Origin of the sequence: Paenarthrobacter sp. FR1 (assembly GCF_051106045.1) — a bacterium.
Classification (GTDB): Bacteria; Actinomycetota; Actinomycetes; order Actinomycetales; family Micrococcaceae; genus Arthrobacter; species Arthrobacter nitroguajacolicus_A.
The window spans coordinates 152283-172196 of the sequence record NZ_JBPFSF010000006.1; the positions used below are offsets into that span (position 1 = coordinate 152283).

The 19914-nt window shown below is 62.9% G+C and carries 19 protein-coding genes; 2 read left to right on the forward strand and 17 right to left on the reverse strand.

The window, feature by feature from the left end; translation table 11 throughout:
* The first annotated feature begins 56 nt into the window (after nt 1-56).
* A complete protein-coding gene (locus ACR30Z_RS13515; protein ID WP_434373046.1) occupies nt 57-1352 on the forward strand; it encodes a PrsW family glutamic-type intramembrane protease in 1296 nt (431 codons plus the stop codon).
* A 73-nt stretch (nt 1353-1425) separates the two neighbouring features.
* On the opposite strand, the gene nusB is transcribed toward ACR30Z_RS13515, so the two are convergent.
* The 14 genes from nusB to ACR30Z_RS13585 all read right to left on the reverse strand — a co-directional run bounded on the left by nusB (nt 1426) and on the right by ACR30Z_RS13585 (nt 15030).
* Nucleotides 1426-1836: a transcription antitermination factor NusB gene (gene nusB / locus ACR30Z_RS13520; protein ID WP_011774956.1), complete on the reverse strand. Its 411-nt coding sequence runs from the start codon at nt 1834-1836 to the stop codon at nt 1426-1428.
* Nucleotides 1836-2399, reverse strand: coding sequence for an elongation factor P (gene efp, locus ACR30Z_RS13525; protein WP_011774957.1), 564 nt, complete (start codon nt 2397-2399; stop codon nt 1836-1838). The genes nusB and efp overlap by 1 nt, the downstream gene beginning before the upstream one ends.
* 155 nt (nt 2400-2554) lie before the next feature.
* Nucleotides 2555-3076 carry a tetratricopeptide repeat protein gene (locus tag ACR30Z_RS13530; protein WP_434373047.1) on the reverse strand — a complete coding sequence of 174 codons (522 nt, stop codon included), beginning with the start codon at nt 3074-3076 and terminating at the stop codon, nt 2555-2557.
* Nucleotides 3073-4164, reverse strand: a complete 1092-nt coding sequence (aroB, locus tag ACR30Z_RS13535) for a 3-dehydroquinate synthase (RefSeq protein ID WP_144648383.1) — start codon at nt 4162-4164, stop codon at nt 3073-3075. The genes ACR30Z_RS13530 and aroB overlap by 4 nt, the downstream gene beginning before the upstream one ends.
* The gene (locus tag ACR30Z_RS13540) at nt 4161-4727 is read right to left on the reverse strand and encodes a shikimate kinase (RefSeq protein WP_434373048.1); all 567 of its coding nucleotides are present in this window, start codon (nt 4725-4727) and stop codon (nt 4161-4163) included. The genes aroB and ACR30Z_RS13540 overlap by 4 nt, the downstream gene beginning before the upstream one ends.
* Entirely contained in the window at nt 4727-5926 is a 1200-nt protein-coding gene (aroC, locus tag ACR30Z_RS13545; RefSeq protein WP_434373049.1) for a chorismate synthase, read from the reverse strand. Before aroC ends, ACR30Z_RS13540 begins: the two co-directional genes overlap by 1 nt.
* Before the next feature lie 26 nt (nt 5927-5952).
* Complete coding sequence (locus tag ACR30Z_RS13550; RefSeq protein WP_144648386.1) at nt 5953-6807, reverse strand: shikimate dehydrogenase; 855 nt, start codon at nt 6805-6807, stop codon at nt 5953-5955.
* A complete protein-coding gene (mltG, locus tag ACR30Z_RS13555) occupies nt 6804-8522 on the reverse strand; it encodes an endolytic transglycosylase MltG (RefSeq protein ID WP_434373050.1) in 1719 nt (572 codons plus the stop codon). The genes ACR30Z_RS13550 and mltG overlap by 4 nt, the downstream gene beginning before the upstream one ends.
* Nucleotides 8519-9109, reverse strand: a complete 591-nt coding sequence (gene ruvX, locus ACR30Z_RS13560) for a Holliday junction resolvase RuvX (protein WP_144648388.1) — start codon at nt 9107-9109, stop codon at nt 8519-8521. Before ruvX ends, mltG begins: the two co-directional genes overlap by 4 nt.
* 2 nt (nt 9110-9111) lie before the next feature.
* Nucleotides 9112-11790 carry an alanine--tRNA ligase gene (alaS, locus tag ACR30Z_RS13565; protein ID WP_434373051.1) on the reverse strand — a complete coding sequence of 893 codons (2679 nt, stop codon included), beginning with the start codon at nt 11788-11790 and terminating at the stop codon, nt 9112-9114.
* A 114-nt stretch (nt 11791-11904) separates the two neighbouring features.
* On the reverse strand, nt 11905-12135 hold the full coding sequence (locus ACR30Z_RS13570; RefSeq protein WP_208759929.1) for a hypothetical protein: 231 nt from the start codon (nt 12133-12135) through the stop codon (nt 11905-11907).
* Between the two features lie 51 nt (nt 12136-12186).
* Nucleotides 12187-12561, reverse strand: coding sequence for a DUF948 domain-containing protein (locus ACR30Z_RS13575; RefSeq protein WP_144648390.1), 375 nt, complete (start codon nt 12559-12561; stop codon nt 12187-12189).
* Between the two features lie 158 nt (nt 12562-12719).
* Entirely contained in the window at nt 12720-13340 is a 621-nt protein-coding gene (gene rpsD / locus ACR30Z_RS13580) for a 30S ribosomal protein S4 (protein ID WP_144648391.1), read from the reverse strand.
* Between the two features lie 205 nt (nt 13341-13545).
* Nucleotides 13546-15030 carry a replication-associated recombination protein A gene (locus ACR30Z_RS13585; RefSeq protein WP_434373053.1) on the reverse strand — a complete coding sequence of 495 codons (1485 nt, stop codon included), beginning with the start codon at nt 15028-15030 and terminating at the stop codon, nt 13546-13548.
* Nucleotides 15031-15072: 42 nt separating this feature from the next.
* On the opposite strand from ACR30Z_RS13585, the gene ACR30Z_RS13590 reads away from it, so the two are divergent.
* On the forward strand, nt 15073-15672 hold the full coding sequence (locus ACR30Z_RS13590) for a Vms1/Ankzf1 family peptidyl-tRNA hydrolase (RefSeq protein ID WP_434373054.1): 600 nt from the start codon (nt 15073-15075) through the stop codon (nt 15670-15672).
* Nucleotides 15673-15699: 27 nt separating this feature from the next.
* Here ACR30Z_RS13590 and ACR30Z_RS13595 read toward each other — a convergent pair whose 3' ends face one another.
* From ACR30Z_RS13595 to hisS, 3 genes are all read right to left on the reverse strand, one after another.
* Nucleotides 15700-16485, reverse strand: coding sequence for a GNAT family N-acetyltransferase (locus tag ACR30Z_RS13595; RefSeq protein ID WP_434373056.1), 786 nt, complete (start codon nt 16483-16485; stop codon nt 15700-15702).
* Between the two features lie 70 nt (nt 16486-16555).
* Entirely contained in the window at nt 16556-18349 is a 1794-nt protein-coding gene (gene aspS / locus ACR30Z_RS13600; protein ID WP_434373058.1) for an aspartate--tRNA ligase, read from the reverse strand.
* A gap of 112 nt (nt 18350-18461) precedes the next feature.
* Entirely contained in the window at nt 18462-19817 is a 1356-nt protein-coding gene (gene hisS, locus ACR30Z_RS13605; protein WP_434373059.1) for a histidine--tRNA ligase, read from the reverse strand.
* Nucleotides 19818-19914: the final 97 nt, after the last annotated feature.

The window sequence follows — 19914 nt, forward strand, 5'->3', positions numbered from 1 at the left end:
CTTTTCCAAGCTACCACAGCGGCCACTGGCCACCGCGACCAGCGCCAAGGTGGGAGGTGAGTTTAAGCTCACACCCGCTGCCGTGGAATAGGCTCTTGCCCATGAGCACGAACCACCACGGCCAGCCCGGCGGGCACCCGTATCCGCGACCATATCTGGAGCCTGGCGCCAACCCCACGTGGATCGGCCGCGTGCAGCCGGGAAACTACCAACCAGCCCCCGGAAATCCCACGTCGCTTCCCCAGCAGACATGGGCTGTGCCACCGGCGCCGGCAGGCCGCCGGACGTGGGGAACACTCCCGCTGTTGATCGTAGGTGGAGTACTGGCCCTGGGCAGCTTGCTGTTGGTGGTTCCCTTCCTCCTCGGCAATACCGGCATCACCGGTTTCGTGATCGGTTTCATTGCTTCGCTGATTCCATTGACCGTAGTGCTGTTGACGGTGCGCCTTATTGATCGTTGGGAGCCTGAGCCAAAGCGTCTCCTGTGGTTTGCCTTTACGTGGGGGGCCGCCGTCTCCATAGCCGGAACACTCCTGATCCAACCCCTCTTCGCGCTTGCCGCGCCCACAACCAGCGAGGAAGCCTTTACCTATTTCATGGCCACGGTACAGGCACCGATCGTGGAGGAATTCACCAAGTCCTTGGGCCTTCTGGTGCTGATCCTGGCCGCGCGGAAGTACTTCGATGGTCCCGTGGACGGCGTGGTGTTCGCCTTCACCATCGCTGCCGGGTTCGCCTTCACAGAGAACATCCTCTACTTCGGCAGAGAAATCGCGTCATCGACTGATCCCGGCACCGACCTGGTTCGCATCTTTATTCTTCGAGGCGTCATGTCGCCCTTCGCCCACGCGGTGTTCACCGGGACAACCGGCCTGATCATGGGCTTTGCTGCCCGGAAATGGCACTCAGGGTATGCCGTCCTGGCCTTTTTCATCGGTTTGCTGCCCGCGATGTTCCTGCACAACCGCTGGAACAGCATGGGCCAGAACTTCCTGGTGGAGTATTTTGTGGTCCAGGTGCCGATCTTCCTGGTCGCAGCTGTCGGCATCATCTTGCTTCGCGTTGCCGAGGGAAAGCTCACCCGCCAACGGCTGCTTGAGTATGCCCGGGCGGGTTGGTTCACGCCGGCGGAAGTGGAAATGCTGGCCACCTCCAGGGGAAGAAGGCAGGCACTTCGCTGGGCGTCGGCGCGGGGCCGGGGCGCCCAGATGAAAGCCTTCATCAAGGAAGCCACCGCCTTGGCCTTTACGCGGCAACGCATCCTCAGTGGCCGCGACATCCAGGTTCACCAACACGACGAACTGGAACATCTCCGCACCATCCCGGCGCTCAGGTCGGCAGTCCTCGCATGAGGCAAAAGGACCCGCCCCCTCAGTTTCCTGGGGAAGCGGGTCCTCTGTGTTCAAATACCGAAGTGGTTGCCGCCTAGGCGAGCAGTGACGGCTTGAGCTTCTGAAGGCGCCCAAGCAGTCCGTTGATGAACGCTGGAGACTCATCAGTGGACATCGTCTTGGCGAGGGCTACAGCTTCGCTCACTGCCACACCGTCCGGGACTTCGTCGTTGTAAAGGAGTTCCCACGCACCGATACGGAGAATGATGCGGTCCACGGACGGCATCCGCTCCAACGTCCAGCCTTGGGCGTACGTCTGCAGGAACTCGTCGATGGTTGCCTGCATGGAAACAACGCCTTCCACGATTTCCACCGTGTACGGGTTGATGACCAAGTCTGTCTTCTCCCGGCGCGCTGTCATCGCGTCAAAGGCAGAAACGGAACGTTGCTCCGCCTCGAAAAGTACTTCGAGTGCCCTGCTACGGGCTTTACCGCGTGCGCTCACTAGTCGTTGACCCGGCCCAGGTAGCTGCCATCGCGGGTGTCTACCTTGACCTTGGTGCCCTGCTCAACGAACAGCGGAACCTGGATCTCGTAGCCGGTTTCAACGGTGGCCGGCTTGGTGCCTGCCGAGGACCGGTCGCCCTGAAGGCCCGGCTCAGTGTAGGTGATTTCCAGAACGACGCTCGGGGGAAGTTCAATGTACAGCGGGGTGCCCTCGTGGATGGCGATATTCACCATCTGGTTCTCGAGCATAAAGTTGGTGGCGTCGCCGACGGTTGCACCGGAGACGGTGATCTGGTCGTAGTCCTGGGTGTCCATGAAGACGAAGTCTTCGCCATCCTGGTACAGGTACTGGTAGTCGCGGCGGTCAACCGTTGCGGTTTCAATCTTCAGGCCGGCGTTGAAGGTCTTGTCCACCACCTTGCCGGACATGACGTTGCGCATTTTGGTGCGGACGAAGGCGCCGCCCTTGCCCGGCTTGACGTGCTGGAACTCGATGATGTTCCAGAGCTGGCCCTCGAGCTTCAGTACGGTCCCGTTCTTGATGTCGTTTGTGGTTGCCACTCGTATCCTCTGGTTAATCGCACTGGTTCTAGCTGCCAGCTGTCTATGCCAAGCAGGCGTGCCATTCGGCGCGCCAGCGCGTATTTATCAAAAATCCAAGAACCATTCTACCGGCAAATGAGCCGAACCCTCGCGAGTGGCAATTTCCGCAGCGTTCAGGAAGCGACTTCCATGACATCCCGGGCACGCTGCAGGGCCACAGCGGAAGAGTAAATCAGCGCGGCATCGGCGGCCATTGCCACCCGAAGGTCCAGCGCTTTGGCGAACTCTTCTGATGCCGCCAACGCATTTCCGCTCACGAAATACGCGCGCCCCAGATACTGGCGGACGATGGCTTCCTTGGAACTCCCCTGGACCTCGTGCAGCAGGTGTCGGAACAACTGCACTGCACGGTCCAGGCGGTTGGTTGCACGATGGACCTCAGCTTCGAAGATCCGGAGCCGGAACGACTCGGGATCCTTGTAGCGGGCTTCGGCCAGGAGTTCGGCCGCTTCCTTGGGCTGGTTCTCCAGCAGGAGCGCCATAATTCGATCAGCAGGGTCTTCCGAGGCCGCAAGCGCGGTCTCCATGACCTCCTCGTTGACGACCACAGGCAACAAGGTGTCCGGGTTCATCCGGACCCCAGGGAAGCCGGCTGTCGGCCAGTCGCTCACGCCTTCACGAACGGCGACCGTCATGATGCGATCTCCTGGTAGGCGGCAAACAACAGGGAGGTATCGGGAACGTCCAGAATGCCTGGCTTGGCCACGCCATCGAGGACAACGAAGCGGAGCAAGTCACCGCGGGATTTCTTGTCGCGGCGCATGCCGTCCAGCAAACCCTGCCATCGGTCCCTGCGGTACGTGATGGGAAGGCCCAGGCTTTCCAGTATGGTGCGGTGCCGATCCGCATCGGTATCCGACAACCGGCCCACGCTGCGTGACAGCTCAGCGGCAAACATCATGCCCACCGAGACCGCGGCACCGTGGCGCCACGAATAGCGTTCCACGAGTTCGATGGCGTGGCCCAAGGTGTGGCCGTAGTTCAGGATCTCCCTCAGGCCGGACTCCTTGAGGTCCTGGGAAACGACGTCAGCCTTCACCGTGATGGCGCGCTCAATGAGCTCGCGGACCACTTCCGACCCCGGGTCCATCACGGCGTCGGTGTTCTTCTCCACCAGGTCAAGGATTGCGGGATCAGCGATGAATCCGCACTTGATGACTTCTGCCATGCCGGAAATGAGCTCGTTCTTTGGCAGCGTCTGCAGGGTGTCAAGGTCGGCCAAGACTGCGGCGGGCGGGTGGAACGACCCCACAAGGTTTTTGCCCTCCGCGGTGTTGATGCCGGTCTTGCCCCCCACCGAGGCATCAACCATGCCCAAGAGGCTCGTGGGCATGTGGATGACCTTGACGCCACGAAGCCACGTCGCTGCCACGAATCCCGCGAGGTCGGTGACCGCACCGCCACCGACAGCCACGATGGCATCCGATCGGGTGAAATCGTTCTGACCCAGCACCTGCCAGCAGAATGCGGCAACCTGGATGTGCTTGCCTTCCTCCGCGTCCGGAATTTCGGCTGTGAGCGCCGTGAATCCGGCAGCGTCGAGCTCATCACGGACGGTATCCCCGGTCAACCGCAGAGCACGGGGGTGGATGACCAGAACGCGTCGGACACGCTCGCCGAGTTTGTCAGGCAGCGTTCCCAGAAGGCCACGGCCCACCACGACGTCGTAGTTCTCATTGGCTGACTGGCCGGTCACCTTGATGACAGTTGCTTCGTTGCTCACTTTTCAACTTCCTCTTTCAAGGCTGCATGCTGGCGCAGCCGCTCCTCCAACTGGAGGCCGATTTCCGCCACGGATCCTGAACGGACGTCCATGACGATATCCGCGAGTCGTTCATAGACGGGACGCCTGGTGGCAAACAAGGCTTCCCATCGGGTCATTGCGTCGCCTTGCAAAAGCGGCCTGCCGGTGTTTCGCGCAATCCGGTCTGCAACGGTTTCCGCGTCGCATTCCAGATAAACCACAGTGCATTCCCCCAGCAACTGCTGCGTGCCGGAGTCGAGAACTGCTCCTCCACCCAACGAGATGATGGCCGGCTGTGCTTTGGCGGACTCGATGGACTTCGCCACCGCCCTTGCTTCGATCTCGCGAAAGGCGTGCTCTCCCCGCCCGGCAAAGATGTCCGCGATGCTGCCGTGGGCAGCAACCACTACTGCGTCGGTGTCCACAAACGGCAGACCGAGTTGCTGGGCCAACTGCTGGCCAATGGCCGACTTGCCAACAGCCATGGGACCCACCAGGACAACGGGACGGCTGGGGCAGCCATCCGGGATAGCGCGGACCACTACCGGCCGACCGAGTCCAAGGTGGCCGGGATGCTGTCGAGGTAGCTTTGCAGGTTTCGCTGGGTCTCAGCAACGGAGTCGCCACCGAACTTCTCGGCAACGGCTTCGGCCAGAACGAGCGCCACCATGGCTTCGGCAACAACGCCTGCCGCAGGAACCGCGCAGACGTCGGAACGCTGGTGGTGGGCCTTGGCAGGCTCACCCGTGCTGACATCAATGGTGCGCAGGGCACGCGGTACAGTCGCGATGGGCTTCATGGCAGCGCGAACACGCAGGACCTCGCCGATGCTCATGCCGCCTTCAATGCCGCCGGCCCGGTTGGTCTGGCGGACGATCTTGCCGTTCTCGTCCTTGAGGATCTCATCGTGGGCCGCGGAGCCGCGGCGGGCCGCCGTAAGGAAGCCGTCGCCGACCTCAACGGCCTTGATGGCCTGGATGCCCATCAGCGCAGCGGCCAGCCTCGAATCGAGTCGACGATCCCAGTGCACGTAGCTGCCCAGTCCCGGCGGCAGCCCGTAGGCCAGGACCTCAACGACACCGCCGAGGGTTTCGCCTTCCTTGTGGGCGGCATCCACCTCGGCAACCATCGCGTCGGAGGTTTCGCGGTCGAAACAGCGCAAGGGATCAGCGTCGAGGGCAATGACGTCCCTCGGCGACGGCAGTGGCCGGCCTTCGGGAACTGTGACGCTGGCAATGGACACCGTGTGGCTCACCAGTTCGACGCCGAGTTGCTTCAGGAACTGGGCAGCAACGGTACCCAGGGCAACACGCGTGGCGGTCTCGCGCGCACTGGCACGTTCAAGAACCGGTCGGGCTTCGTCGAAGCCGTACTTCTGCATGCCCGTGAAATCCGCATGTCCTGGGCGTGGACGCGTCAAAGGGGCGTTGCGGGCCTGGTCGGCGAGGACCTCGGGGTCCACGGGGTCAGCAGACATGATCTGCTCCCACTTGGGCCACTCGGTATTGCCAACCTGGATGGCCACCGGGCCACCTTGTGTGAGCCCGTGCCGGACGCCACCCATGATGGTGACCTCGTCCTGCTCGAACTTCATGCGGGCACCACGGCCATAACCCAGGCGGCGACGCGCCAACGCGTCACGAATCTGCCCGCTGGTGAGCTCAACACCAGCAGGTACGCCTTCAACAATTCCGATCAGTGCCGGACCATGGGATTCACCGGCAGTCAACCAACGCAACATATAACCAATCCTGCCATGTAAGGCCTCTAGAACACTCGCCGGGGAAGCCCGACTGAGTCGCACATCACATCTATGACGGCGGCATCCACGTCACAGCCGCTGAAGCGCCTGATCTGCTCGGCCGCCTGGTACATCAGCATCTCCAGTCCCGGGACCACAGCTCCGCCATGGCCATGCCACACTTCGGCAAGGCGGCTTGGCCAGGGATCGTAGGCAACGTCCAAGAGGACACCGGCGCCGGTGCCCGGCAGTGCTGCGAGCTGTTCCGCCAAATCATCGGCGGCGCGGGGCGGGAAGGTTGAGATCACCAGTTCCGTTCCTGCCACTGCAGCGGCAGCTTCCGTCAGTGGCCGGACGGTGACGGAAATTCCGACGGCGGCCGCAGCAGCTACTGCGTCCCCTGCACGGCCGGCATCGCGAACAAAAACGTCGACGTGGCGGGTCCCGAGTTCCTGGACGGCTGCAACAGCCGCAGCCGACGTACCACCGCCGCCAAGAATGGCCGCGTGGGGTGTGGAAGCCACGCCCGCATAGCGAACCGACTCAACGATCCCGGCGACATCGGTGTTGTACCCGACGCGACGCACCAACCCGCCGTCGTGCTCGAACACAACAGTATTGATGACACCCAAGTGGGCGCCGGCGCCGCGGACCTCATCCACTTCTTTGACCATGGCCGATTTCAGCGGCATGGTCACCGACAGGCCGCACCAGGAGTGGTCCCCACGGAGTGATTCCATGAACGACGGAAGCGTCTCTTCCGTAACGTCGATGGCTGAGTACTCGATGTCAACGCCCAGTTTGGCGTAGGCGGCAGTGTGCAGTGCCGGCGATTTCGAGTGCGAGATCGGGTGCCCCAGGACTGCGGCGCGACGACTCACACACACCGTCCCGCGTTGGCCTGGCACCATGCGTTGTATTGGGCAACGTACGTGTTGTGCTCAGCCAGCGTCTTGGAGAACTTGGTCTCCTTGGTATCAAGGTTGATGGTCACCCAGTAGAGGTACTCGTTCTGGGTAGGTTTGGCCGCTGCATCGATGGCGGTCTTGCCCGGTGAGCCAATGGGCCCGGCCGGCAAGCCAACGTTGGCGTAGGTGTTGTACGTGTTGGACTTATCGGCCTTCTCTTCCTCGGTGAGGTGGAAGGATTTCTTTCCCAGTCCGTAGGTCACCGTGGCATCCGATTGAATCAGGCCGCTGGTCTCCACGTTATTTGGCTTGAGCCTGTTGTAGATGGCGCCGGCCACGTTACCGTAGTCCGCCTGCCCACCTTCAGCCTGGACGATGCTCGCAATGGTGACCGTGTCGTACTGCTTGGCGGAATCCGTAATTCCCTGGGACTTGAGTTCGTCCAGTGTGGTGGTCACCAGCTTCTGGATGATGTCCTTGGCCGGTGTACCAAGTGCAAAGCGATACTCTCCGGGCGCCAGGAAACCCTCAAGGTTCTTGGCCTTGGCAGGGACACCAAACTGCCCCGGCGCCTGATTGAGGGCGTTGAGTTCCTGCATGGGAATGCCCGAACCCTTGGAGATCGCCTCCAACGACTCGTTGATCCGCAGTCCAGCGCTCAAGGCGAAGTACATGACTTTGGAAGCATCCTTATTGACCAGCACGGCCACGGCATCGGAGTTCTTCATCTGGGTACGGAACGTGAATTCCCCGGGAGACAGCTCACCGCCCTCACTGAGGAATTCCTTGACGAACGCATCGGCGTCGGCCACTACTCCGTTTTGTACCAGGGTGGTGGCAACCACCTTGGGTCCGGAGCCTTCGGCCACGGTGATGTTGACAGAACCGGTACCCGGCCCCGGGTAGTCGGTGACTTTATCCATGCCCAGCAAAGGCTTCAGGAATTGGGCGCCAATGGCTATGGCGGCTACGAAGACACCCAGCGTGATCAGGAGGGCAAGCACCCGACGGCGGCGACGCGCCTTCTTGGCTGCGGCTTTGGACGCCGTATTTTCAACGGGAGCAATCAAAACGTGATGGGGGTCGTCGTGGTGAAGCTCATCGTGGAGTTCTTCATGGGCCTCGAAGCCGTAGTGGGCGTCGTGCTCCTCGAAGTGGTCGCCATGGGCCGACTCTTCCGCGTGTTCCGCGTGGACGTGGTCAGCATGGACCTGTTCAGCATCGATGTGCTCAGGTTCCAGATGGTCTTCATGAGTGCCGGCCTCGGGGGCAGCAACACCATCCACCTGGACCTCGGCATGCTGCTCCTCCGTTGCCGCTGCGGCCGAAGGAGACTCCACAACCGGTACCGCAGCAGAGACAGGCTGGGCTGAAGGAACCGGAGGAGCAACCACCGGCTTGGCAACAGGCTCGGACGTAGCTTCAGGTTCAGGCTTGCCTTGAGAAACAGGCGGATCCACCGGAACCGGTGGTGCGGCGGGCGTTGGGGGAACAGCAGGCACTGGACGGGGCAGTTCAGGCTCAACATTGGCTGGGGCTGCAGCCTCCCCCGGAGTCGCTTCGGGAACGGGTACCACGTTGTGGTTCTGCGTGGCGAGGAATCGTTCCCGCGCCCGCAGCTCTTTGCGGGTCAGCGGCATGCCGCCGCTGGCGGCACCGCTGGAGGGGTCGTTGTTGACCGGGCTCACAGTTGCAGTCCCCTCGTAGAAGAATCGGGTTCACTGCCGGAGGCAGCCCGCAGCGTTGGGGCACTGCTGGGCTTTTCGGACTGCACCGGTGCCTGCACTCGGCGGCCAACGTCCGTTCCTCTGGCTTTTTGCATGTCGATCGCGTGCTGAAGTATTCCAGCAGCAGCAACCTGATCAACCACTTTACGGTGGTTCTTGCTGCTCATGCCAGCTTCATGCAGGTTGCGGTGTGCCGTCACGGTGGAAAGCCGCTCATCCACGAGGTTCACGGGAATGTCCAAACCGGCCCGGACCAGCTCACCCACAAGGAGCTCGGCGTATTCGGTGGCCATGCTCGCGGACCCGCGTTCCTCGCCTTTCATGGTCCTCGGAAGGCCCACGAAAATTTGCACTGCCGGCAAATCCGCTGCGTGCTTTACCACCAGACGGATGTCGGAATTTTTCTTCGCGTCCCGCCCCACTGTCTTAAACGGCGTGGCCAGGATTCCGTCGGGATCGCTGATGGCGACGCCCACTCTGACGGTACCGACGTCTACCCCCAGCTTGATGCCCTGGGGGTAGACGCCACTGTTAGTACTGGAAGCCACCGTCAGCGCTTGGCTATCGCATCAACCACCGCTGTGAGGGCCTCAGGGACCTTCCCAGCGTCGCTGCCGCCGCCTTGGGCGACGTCGTCCTTGCCGCCACCGCCGCCGCCGAGGATCCCAGCGGCCAGTCGGACCAGTGCCCCGGCTTTCACGCCTGCTTCACGGGCGGCTTCATTGGTTGCGATGAGGATGACGGGCCGATCGTTGCTGACACCCGCCACTGCCACAGTGGCAGCGTCCGAGCCCAAGCGGCTGCGCAGGTCCAAGGCAAGGTTCCGGAGGTCGTCGGCTCCCCCGACCTGGCCGGCGTCGTGGGCTATGACGCGGACGCCGGCAGCGTCCTTTGCGGTTCCCACCAGATTCGCAGCCGCTGCAGCAAGCTGTTCCTTGCGGAGGCGGTCGAGTTCCTTTTCCGTGGCTTTGAGCTTGCTGAGGGTGCTGGAGATGCGGTCCGCAAGTTGTCCGGACGGAACCTTGAGGAGTTCGGTGAGTTCAGTCACCAGAGCTCGTTCGGCAGCCAGGTGGCGGAATGCGTCCAAACCAACGAAGGCCTCTACACGGCGGTTTCCCGAACCAACGGACTGCTCGCCGAGGAGGGAAAGGCTGCCGATCAGCGACGTGTTGGAAACGTGCGTGCCACCGCACAACTCACGGGACCACGCGCCGTCGATCTCTACCACGCGCACTTCACTGCCGTAGTTCTCACCGAACAGTGCCATGGCGCCCAAAGCCTTGGCCTCAGCCAGTCCCATCACCTTGGTATCCACGCGGAAGTTGTTCCGGATGGCGATGTTGGAGACCTCTTCGATTTCGGAGCGGGTGGCCGTGCTCAGGCCTTCACCCCAGGCGAAGTCGAAGCGGAGGTAGCCGGCCTTGTTGTACGAACCGCGCTGCGTGGCTTCCGGCCCCAGGATCTGGTGCAGGGCGGCATGCACGATGTGCGTACCGGTGTGTGCCTGCTCGGCTGCGTGGCGGCGTTCGCGGTCGACGGCGGCACGAACCAGCGCGTCGGAAGCAATTTCACCTTCGCGGACGATTGCCTTGTGCACGCTCAGGCCCTTGATGGGACGCTGGACGTCCAGGACCTCCACCACGAAGCCATCGCCGGTGATAAGGCCGGTGTCGGCGGACTGGCCGCCCGCTTCGGCGTAGAACGGGGTTTCGTTGAGGACGAGCTCGATTTCGTCGCCGGTGGAGGCGTGCGCCACCGCGCGGCCGCCGCTGACGATGCCGCGAACCTTAGCCTCGCCTTCAAGTTCGTCGTAGCCCGTGAAGACGGTCTCGCCCTTGCCGAGGAGCTCTTGGTAGGCACTGAGGTCGGCGTGGCCGCCCTTTTTGCCCTTGGCGTCAGCCTGTGCGCGCTGGCGCTGTTCGAGCATGAGCGCACGGAAGCCCGCCTCGTCAACCTTGAGGCCGGCCTCTTCCGCCATCTCCAGAGTCAGGTCAATCGGAAAGCCGTAAGTGTCGTGCAGGGCGAAGGCATCGGCGCCGGACAAAGGAACTCCGGCAGCCTTCGACTCAGCCACCGCGTCCTCCAAACGGGCCGTACCCGAAGCAATGGTGCGCAGGAACGCCTTCTCTTCGGCGTAGGCGATGCGGCTGATACGGGCAAAGTCAGTCTCCACCACCGGGTAGACACCCTTCATGGCGTCGCGTGAGGCGGGAAGGAGGTCCGGCAGGCAGGCCTTTTCGACGCCCAGCAGGCGCATGGCGCGAACAGCACGGCGGATCAGGCGCCGCAGCACGTAGCCGCGGCCTTCGTTGGAGGGTGATACGCCATCGGCGATCAGCATCAGGGCGGAACGGATGTGGTCACCCACCACGCGCATACGGACATCGTCCGTGTGGTGCGGATCGTCCGGGGACTCGGCGGAGGTGTACTCACGGCCCGACAATTCGGCGGCTTTGTCGATGACAGGACGGACCTGGTCCGTCTCGTACATGTTCTCGACGCCCTGAAGGATCATCGCAAGGCGCTCCATGCCAAGGCCTGTGTCGATGTTCTTCTGTGGCAGTTCGCCGACGATGTCGAAATCCACCTTGGAGCGGACGTTCTCAATCTGGTACTGCATGAACACGAGGTTCCAGATTTCGATGTACCGGGTCTCATCGGCGAGGGGTCCACCCTCGATGCCGTAGGCAGGGCCGCGGTCGTAGTAGATCTCCGAGCAGGGGCCGGCGGGGCCGGGCTGGCCTGTGGACCAGTAGTTGTCAGCCTTGCCCATGCGCTGGATGCGCTCAGCCGGGATGCCGGTATTCTTGAGCCACAGTTCCTTGGCTTCGTCGTCCTCTTCGTAGACCGTCACCCAAAGGCGCTCGGCGGGAAGTCCATAACCGCCGTCGTCCACGCTGGTGGTGAGCAGTTCGAAGGCGAACTTGATGGCGTCTTCTTTGAAGTAGTCACCGAAGGAGAAGTTGCCGCACATCTGGAAGAACGTTCCATGCCGGGCTGTTTTGCCCACTTCTTCAATGTCTCCGGTGCGGATGCACTTCTGCACGCTGGTTGCACGCTTGTAGGGAGGCTCTTCGCGTGCGGTCAGGTAAGGAATGAAGGGAACCATTCCGGCCACAGTGAAGAGAAGTGACGGGTCGCTGGAAACGAGCGACGCGGAGGGAACGGCGGTGTGGCCCTTGCTGACAAAAAAGTCCACCCAGCGCTTGGTGATCTCCTGCGACTTCATTAGCTGAATACTTACCCTTCTCAATTCACTGCACACGATGTGCGCGGACCGGCTGGTGCCGTTCCGCAGCTTTCCATTCTGCCCTGTTGAGGGCCTGGGAGCGAACCGCTCCTGCTACCGTCCGCCTGCTGCGGCGTCATCGATCCCGAGCGCGGCCCGGAGATCCTCTTCCCGTTGGTGCATGCCCGACCGCACTGCATCGGCGAAGTCGAACAGCCCGTCAGCCATCCGGCCAACGGCACGGTTCAAACCTTCGGGGCCCAGGTTTGCCTGCGCCTCGGTGATCTTGCGGAAGGCGATGACGCCGATTGCGACGCCAATGCCCATCCAAACGATTCTCTTCATGGGTTTCTGGTCTCCCTGTGTTCAGCTACTGATTGTTCGGCGGCTGCTTGTTCAGCGGCTGCGACGGCCTGAGGAAGGGGCCCGGCGGCCAGCGAAGGCGGAACGGACGCCATAGCTGAAGGCGGCCACCTTGATCAGTGGCGAACCCACTGTTGCGGCCACAAGCGAGGACAGCGCAGAGATGTTGGCCGACGCGTCGGAAACGTTGGAGGCGATACCGTCAACCTTCTTCAACTGCTGGTTGGTGGTAGAGACCGTTGCGGTCACTTCGTCCATCAGGGGCGTTGCGCCGTCGCTGATGGAACGGATGGAGGTGCGGACCTCGTCAAAGACGCTGCCCAGCTTCAGGATGGGCACGGCCAACAGCAAGACAAGGAGCGCAAAGACTCCTGCTGCGATGAGGCCGGCGATGTCGCCACCAGACATAGAACTCTTCTCCTAGGATCGTTGCGCTGCCTTGCACCCGCCACGTTGTGGCTTTGGCCAAGGCCTCCCCAAGTACCTTACCTACATTGGGCCGGTACCTTACATACAAAGAAGCCCGCGGCGTTTGCCACGGGCTTCTTTGTATGCGCTGCTTGGATTTAGCGAGCGTAGAATTCGACGACGAGCTGCTCTTCGCAGATCACGGGGACCTCGGAGCGCTTCGGGCGACGAACCAAGCGGGCCTGCAGAGACTCGATCTTGACGTCCAGGTAAGCCGGCACGTTGTTGAGGACGTGTGCGCCAGCAGCTGCCACCTGGAACGGGGGCATAACCTCGGAGCGGCTGTGAACGTGGATGAGCTGGCCTTCGCCAACGCGGAAGGACGGGCGGTCCACGCGGATGCCGTCAACCATGATGTGGCGGTGCACAACCAGCTGGCGTGCCTGTGCAATGGTGCGGGCGAAACCGGCACGGAGCACGAGGGCGTCCAGACGCATTTCGAGCAGCTCAACCAGGTTTTCACCGGTGAGGCCCTTGGTGCGGCGTGCTTCTTCGAAGGCACGGGTCATCTGTGCTTCGCGGATGCCGTACTGGGCGCGCAGACGCTGCTTTTCGCGCAGACGTACGGCGTAGTCGGAGTCCTGCTTCTTGCGGGCACGGCCATGCTCACCGGGGCCGTACGGACGGCGCTCCATGTACTTGGCGGCCTTGGGGGTCAGAGCAATGCCGAGTGCACGCGAGAGGCGTGCGGTACGGCGAGCACGAGTGTTGTTAGCCACTTGTGTCCTTCCAATTACTGCGGTGTGTCAGTGTTACTGGCCTCCATCAGGGAGAGCATCGGCCAACCGCTGCCTCTTGCTACTAGCCCGGGCGCACAGCACTATTGAGGAAATCTTCAAAGGGATTGTGCGTCGGGCCATGCCAGACAAGCAACTATCCTACCATGTGCCGGCCCGCCACCCACTGTCGGCCTCCTGCTGTGGTCTACTCACCGCGGACTATCTTGCGAAGGCGTTCCAATCTTGCTGCGATGTCCCGTTCGGCGCCATTGCTTGTGGGCTCGTAGTAGTCCTTGCCCACCAAATCATCCGGCGGATACTGCTGGGTTGCCACGCCGTGTGGCTCGTCGTGCGCGTACTTGTAGCTCTTGCCGTGTCCCAGCTGCTTGGCCCCCGGATAATGCGCGTCACGCAGATGCATGGGGATGCCGCCGCCGAATCCGGCCCGGACATCTGCCACGGCTCTGTTCAACCCCATATAGGCGGCATTGGACTTGGGTGCGGTGGCCAGGTGGACCACAGCCTCGGCCAGGACAATGCGGCCTTCCGGCATACCGATCAGTTGGACCGCTTGCGCCGCGGCTACCGCTGTCTGCAGCGCCGTAGGGTCGGCCATGCCAATGTCCTCCGCAGCTGAGATCACAATGCGGCGGGCCACGAACCGCGGGTCCTCGCCGGCTTCCAGCATGCGGGCCAAATAGTGAAGGGCAGCGTCCACATCCGAGCCCCGGATGGACTTGATAAAGGCGCTGGCCACATCGTAATGCTGGTCGCCGGCGCGGTCGTATCGAACGGCCGCGGCGTCCAGTGCCCTCTCGGTGTGGCGCAGTTCCACCAGTACCGGCGCGTCAGGCGCGCCGTCGTTGGCAAGTCCCGGTTCGCCGTCGTCGCCGACCTCCTCCGCCTCGGCGGAGCCGATATTCCCGACGGCGGCGGAGTCACCGAACGCTACACCGGCGGCAGCTTCCAGCGCCGTCAGCGCCCTGCGGGCGTCGCCTCCGGACAACCGGACCAGATGGTCCAACGCCTCCGGGCTGAGCTCCACCCGACCAGCAAGGCCACGGGCGTCGGCCACGGCCCTCTTCAACAGACCCGAGATGTCGTCGTCGGTGAGCGGCTTCAGCGTCAGCAACAGCGAACGGGACAGAAGCGGCGACACCACCGAGAACGACGGGTTTTCCGTAGTTGCTGCCACCAGCACCACCCAACGGTTCTCCACTCCTGGCAGCAGTGCATCCTGCTGGGCTTTGTTGAAGCGGTGAATCTCGTCGAGGAACAGGACCGTGGTTTTCTTATACAAGTCCCGGGCCGTCAAGGCCTCGTCCATGACGCGCCGGACATCCTTGACGCCTGCCGTGATGGCCGACAATTCAACGAATTTCCGCCCCGGGCCGCGGGCGATCACGTGAGCCAGGGTGGTCTTGCCGGTTCCAGGCGGACCCCACAGGATGACCGAGCTCGGACCCGCCGGTCCGGCCGCCTCCGCCCCGGCTGCCAGCTGGCGCAGGGGTGAACCGTGCCCCAGCAGATGCTGCTGCCCCACGACGTCGTCCAAAGTGCGGGGCCGCATCCTCACAGCCAACGGGCTGCGCTGCGACGCCATCCAGTGAGCGTCGGAAGGCCCCCCGGCGGTAGGCAATTCCTCCGACTCGTCGTCGTTGACTGCACCGGCACCAAAGAGATCTTCCACATGGATAGGCTACTCATAGTTCCAGCAAAGGAGACATCCACCATGGACCGTCCTGCACCGGCCCCGCCGCAGCGCTCCGGCAACCGGACCGCTGTGGTGCCCGCAGCAAGGTTGCAGGGCTGGCTTCACCGTTTCACTGCGAGCCACAGTCCCGTTGTTGAAGACTTCGACGACGGCGGGTTGATCCTGCGCGCGGCCGACGGAGCAACCGCATTGTTGCGGGCGCCGTGGCCGACCGACGGACGCCCGGGCCGGGGCGCTACCGAGCTGGAGCGCTTGGCCTCGCTTGCCAGCCAGGAACGCGGCCTGGGCCTGCTGCTGGTGCGCAGGGGCGGCTACGCCCTGGCCGCCACCAGTGGCTCCACCATTCTTGGTTCAAAAAGCGGTAACCGCTTCGTTGAGACCAAAGCAACAGCCGAGCACGCCGCGAGGATCTTCAACGAACACCGCATCGAGTACATAGTTCCTGGCGGGGACCGTGCTTTGGTGGGTCAAGTGCTCGCCCACCCCGCACTCAAGGCCGTGTCCGGACGTACCCGCCTGGCTTTCCTGGACGTTCAAGAGCCCAAGGCCGCGGCGCTGGCGAAGGCCGCGGCGGACGCCTGCTCGGTGCGGATCATCGTGACTGATCCGTCCGCATAGGAGCACTGTTCAACTCAGGAGCACTCTTCAACAGCCGCCGGGTGCGCGTTTCAACGGAGCCTGGCGATACACATAGCTGCCGTATTCAGAGAAACCGGCTTGGGCGTAGAGCGACTGCGCTGCGCTATTGGCTGCTGTCACCAACAGCCAAAACCCTTCCAAGCCCTTCTCGGCGCCGCCCTCAAGCAGGCACGCCAAGACCTTGGCGCCGTATCCGCGCCTACGGTGGGCTGCCGACGTCGCCATGCTGTAGATACCGCCCCAACCGTCCACCAAGGCAAGCCGTCCGACGGCGGCGGGGACGCCGTCGTCATTCCGCACCAAGGCATAGAGCGAGGGACAAGCGGTGAGGATCTTATGGGCGACGGACAGTTCAGCGGCACCGCCGCGACCGTCGACAGACCACCACACCTCAAGCCATTCTTCCGAGGGCCGGTGGGAGATCTCCACGTCCGGGGAGCCAGGAGGCAGGCCATCCACACCACGGACCATGATCCTTGTCTCAGACTGCCGCGTGAAGCGTTGCCCGTCCAACACGGAATTAAGGGCAGCACTCCGGGAATCCTCGAAGACCTGGAAAATCAGTGGCAGCCGTCGTTTCCGGTACCACTGAGAAGCCGAGCGGATGGCCGCTTCGAGTCCGCCTTCAGCGGAAAGACCGGATTCGTGACCCTGTACGGACCTCGGCCACACGGAGTTGGCCCGTTGCGTCACTCCATCCGAGGCTCGGAGCACCCACTCCCCTGCCGCCTCCCGCTCAAGGGCGGGCCAGGCTTTGTCCATGAGTGACTCGATGGTGGCTTGCTCAACCACGGCCGGTTCACCTTTCGTCGAGGGAACACCAAAGGCTCCCCACCGAGATGGAGAGCCTTTGGCTACAGATTTACTCGGATGTCGTTTCCGGCTTGGCCGCAGGCTTGGCCTCCGGCTTGAAGTCGACGCCTGCCTCCTTGCGCTGCTGCGCCGTGATCGGAGCCGGCGCCGCAGTCAGGGGGTCGTAGCCGTTGCCTGACTTCGGGAAGGCAATGACGTCGCGGATGGACTCCACGCCGGCGAGCAAGGCGACGACGCGGTCCCAGCCGAGGGCCATGCCGCCATGCGGAGGTGCGCCGTATTTGAAGCCCTCCAGCAGGAAACCGAACTTCGTTTCGGCGTCTTCCTTGTCCAGGCCCATGAGCTGGAAGACGCGTTCCTGAACTTCGCGCTCGTGGATACGGATGGAGCCGCCACCGATTTCGTTGCCGTTGCAGACGATGTCGTAGGCGTAGGAAAGTGCGGACTCGGGGTCCTTGTCGAACGTGTCCAGGAACTCGGGCTTTGGCGAGGTGAACGCGTGGTGTACGGCCGTCCACTGGCCACCGCCGACAGCGACGTCGCCGGAAGCGACGGCTGCTGCAGCGGGCTCAAACATCGGCGCATCCACGATCCACACGAAAGCCCAGTCTTTGGGATCGATCAGACCCGTGCGGTGACCGATTTCCACGCGGGCAGCTCCGAGGAGGGCGCGGGCGGCTGACTTCTCGCCGGCCGCGAAGAAAATGCAGTCGCCGGGCTTGGCGCCAACAGCGTCGGCGAGCCCCTCACGCTCGGCCTCCGTCAGGTTCTTGGCAACCGGACCAGCAAGCTCGCCGTCTTCCTTGAAGAGGACGTAGGCCAGGCCTTTGTGCCCGCGCTGCTTGGCGAATTCCTGCCAGCCGTCCAGAGTTCGACGGGGCTGTGACGCGCCACCAGGCATGACGACGGCGCCCACGTATGGTGCCTTGAAGACGCCGAAGTTGGTGTCCTTGAAGAACTCAGTGAGCTCGGTCAGTTCAACGCCGAACCGCAGGTCCGGCTTGTCCGAGCCGTATTTGGCCATCGCATCCAGGTAGGTCATCCGGCGGATCGGAGTGGGGATCTCGACATCGATCAGCTGCCAGAGTGCCTTGACGATTGCTTCGCCGAGCTCAATGACGTCGTCCTGGTCCACGAAGCTGGCTTCGATATCCAACTGCGTGAATTCCGGCTGGCGGTCCGCACGGAAGTCTTCATCGCGGTAGCAACGGGCAATCTGGTAGTACTTTTCGAAGCCGCCCACCTGGAGGAGTTGCTTGAAAAGCTGCGGCGACTGCGGAAGCGCGTACCAGGAGCCCGGGGCCAGACGTGCCGGCACGACGAAGTCGCGGGCACCTTCCGGCGTCGAACGCGTCAGCGTGGGCGTCTCAATTTCGATGTAACCGCGCTGGTGCAGCAGTTCGCGTGCCACACGGTTGGCCTCTGAACGCAGGCGCATGTTGCGGGCGGGGCCGGGACGGCGAAGGTCCAGGTAGCGGTGCTTGAGCCGTGCTTCCTCGCCAACTTCGACGTGCTCGTCGATTTGGAACGGAAGCGGCTCGGAGGTGTTGAGGATGACGACTTTATCGGCCATGACCTCGATTTCACCCGTAGCCAAGGCAGGGTTCTCATTGCCTTCAGGACGCTTGTTGACCGTGCCCGTCACCTGCAGGACGTATTCGTTCCGCAGGCCGTGGAAGACCTCTTCCTCACGGACAACCACTTGGGCGACCCCGGAGGCGTCACGCAGGTCAACGAATGCAACGCCACCGTGATCACGGCGGCGGCCCACCCAGCCGGCCAGGGTAACGGTTTGTCCAATGTGCTCGGAGCGAAGGGATCCGAGGTCATGTGTGCGCAGCACAGCATTCCTTTCAGCATGAAATTTATAGGGATCGCCGCAAAGACGATCCCGTCCGAGTTTACCCGCCCCGGCCGCGGCTCCCGCCACGAGGACGGAACGAAGGGTGCGGGAATCAGGCAGTGGTGACTCGAACGTGCAGGTCTTCTTCCGAAGGTGTCCACGTCGCCGGGTCGGCGTCCACCTGCTCTCCGGAGCGGATGTCCTTGACCTGGTGCTGGCCGTCGTCGTCGGTGAACCAGACGAAAGGGATTCCGCGGCGGTCCGCGAACTTGATCTGCTTGCCGAACTTCTCAGCCTTGGCCGCAACCTCGGTTGCTATGCCACGACCACGCAGCTGGGCCGCGATGTCCTGGGCGGCTGACCAGCTGTCGTCGGTGTTCAGGGCAACAAGGACCGCGGTTGGCACTGAGCGGGATGCCGTGGCCAGTTCCTGGCTCAGGATGCGGGAGACGAGTCGGGTCACGCCGATGGAAAGGCCGACGCCGGGGAACTTGCGGTTGCCCTTGCTCGCCAAAGCGTCGTAGCGTCCGCCGGAGCAAATCGAACCAAGCTGCTCGTGGCCGACCAGCACGGTCTCCACGACGGTCCCCGTGTAGTAGTCGAGTCCTCGGGCGATGCTCAAGTCCGCGACTACTTTGCCCGGGGCGCGCTGTACAGCTGCCTGGATGACCTGCTCCAGCTCGTTGAGGCCCTCTTCCAGAAGCTCATCGGTCACACCCAAAGCACGCACCTGCTGGACGAACGACGTGTCTTCCGTACGGATGCCGGCGAGCTTGAGAGCCAGGGCCGCTTGTTCCTCGGTCGCTCCCAGTTCGCTCTTCAACAGCTCAGCGACTTTCCCGGCGCCGATCTTTTCCAACTTGTCGATGCTTCGCAAAACGCCAGCGGTGTCCGTCAAACCAATGCCGCGGTAGAACCCTTCCGCGAGTTTGCGGTTGTTGATTCGAAGCCGGAAGTCCGGAATCGGCAAGGCACTCAAGGCCTCGGCGATGACCAGCGCGATCTCGACGTCGTAGCGGAAGGGCAGCTCGCCGTCGCCCACGACGTCGATGTCCGCCTGGGTGAATTCGCGGGCGCGACCCTCCTGAGGACGCTCGCCCCGCCATACCTTCTGGATCTGGTAGCGGCGAAAGGGGAACGCCAGGTACCCGGCGTTCTCCACCACATAGCGTGCGAAGGGAACGGTGAGGTCGAAGTGCAGGGCCAGGGCGTTGGGATCTGCCTTGTCCGCTTGGTTCTGCTTCGCGGCGTCTGCCTCATCGTCCTGAAGCCTGCTCAGGCCATAGACCTCTTTGTCGATCTCGCCTTTGCGGAGCAACTGGCCGACCGTTTCCACAGCCCTGGTCTCAATGGAGGAAAATCCGTGGAGTTCGAATGTCTTCCGGAGCGTGTCCAGCACGTGGAGCTCCACCAACCGCTCCTGGGGAAGCCACTCGGGGAATCCGGACAGGGAGGCGGTACGTGCCATGGTGGAAATGTCTCCTCGAAGAAAGCTGACCCAGCCCAACAGCGCCGCAGCTTTAAACACCCGTTCGGCGTTTACAGGGCGGGCGTCCAGCCGGTCA

What these genes read in the sequence shown, in the direction of transcription:
- ACR30Z_RS13530 (WP_434373047.1), bottom strand. Translation starts at nt 3,076, where the DNA reads ATGACGGTCGCCGTTCGTGAAGGCGTGAGCGACTGGCCGACAGCCGGC.
- aroC (WP_434373049.1), bottom strand. Translation starts at nt 5,926, where the DNA reads ATGTTGCGTTGGTTGACTGCCGGTGAATCCCATGGTCCGGCACTGATC.
- alaS (WP_434373051.1), bottom strand. Translation starts at nt 11,790, where the DNA reads ATGAAGTCGCAGGAGATCACCAAGCGCTGGGTGGACTTTTTTGTCAGC.
- ACR30Z_RS13570 (WP_208759929.1), bottom strand. Translation starts at nt 12,135, where the DNA reads ATGAAGAGAATCGTTTGGATGGGCATTGGCGTCGCAATCGGCGTCATC.
- ACR30Z_RS13575 (WP_144648390.1), bottom strand. Translation starts at nt 12,561, where the DNA reads ATGTCTGGTGGCGACATCGCCGGCCTCATCGCAGCAGGAGTCTTTGCG.
- ACR30Z_RS13590 (WP_434373054.1), top strand. Translation starts at nt 15,073, where the DNA reads ATGGACCGTCCTGCACCGGCCCCGCCGCAGCGCTCCGGCAACCGGACC.
- hisS (WP_434373059.1), bottom strand. Translation starts at nt 19,817, where the DNA reads ATGGCACGTACCGCCTCCCTGTCCGGATTCCCCGAGTGGCTTCCCCAG.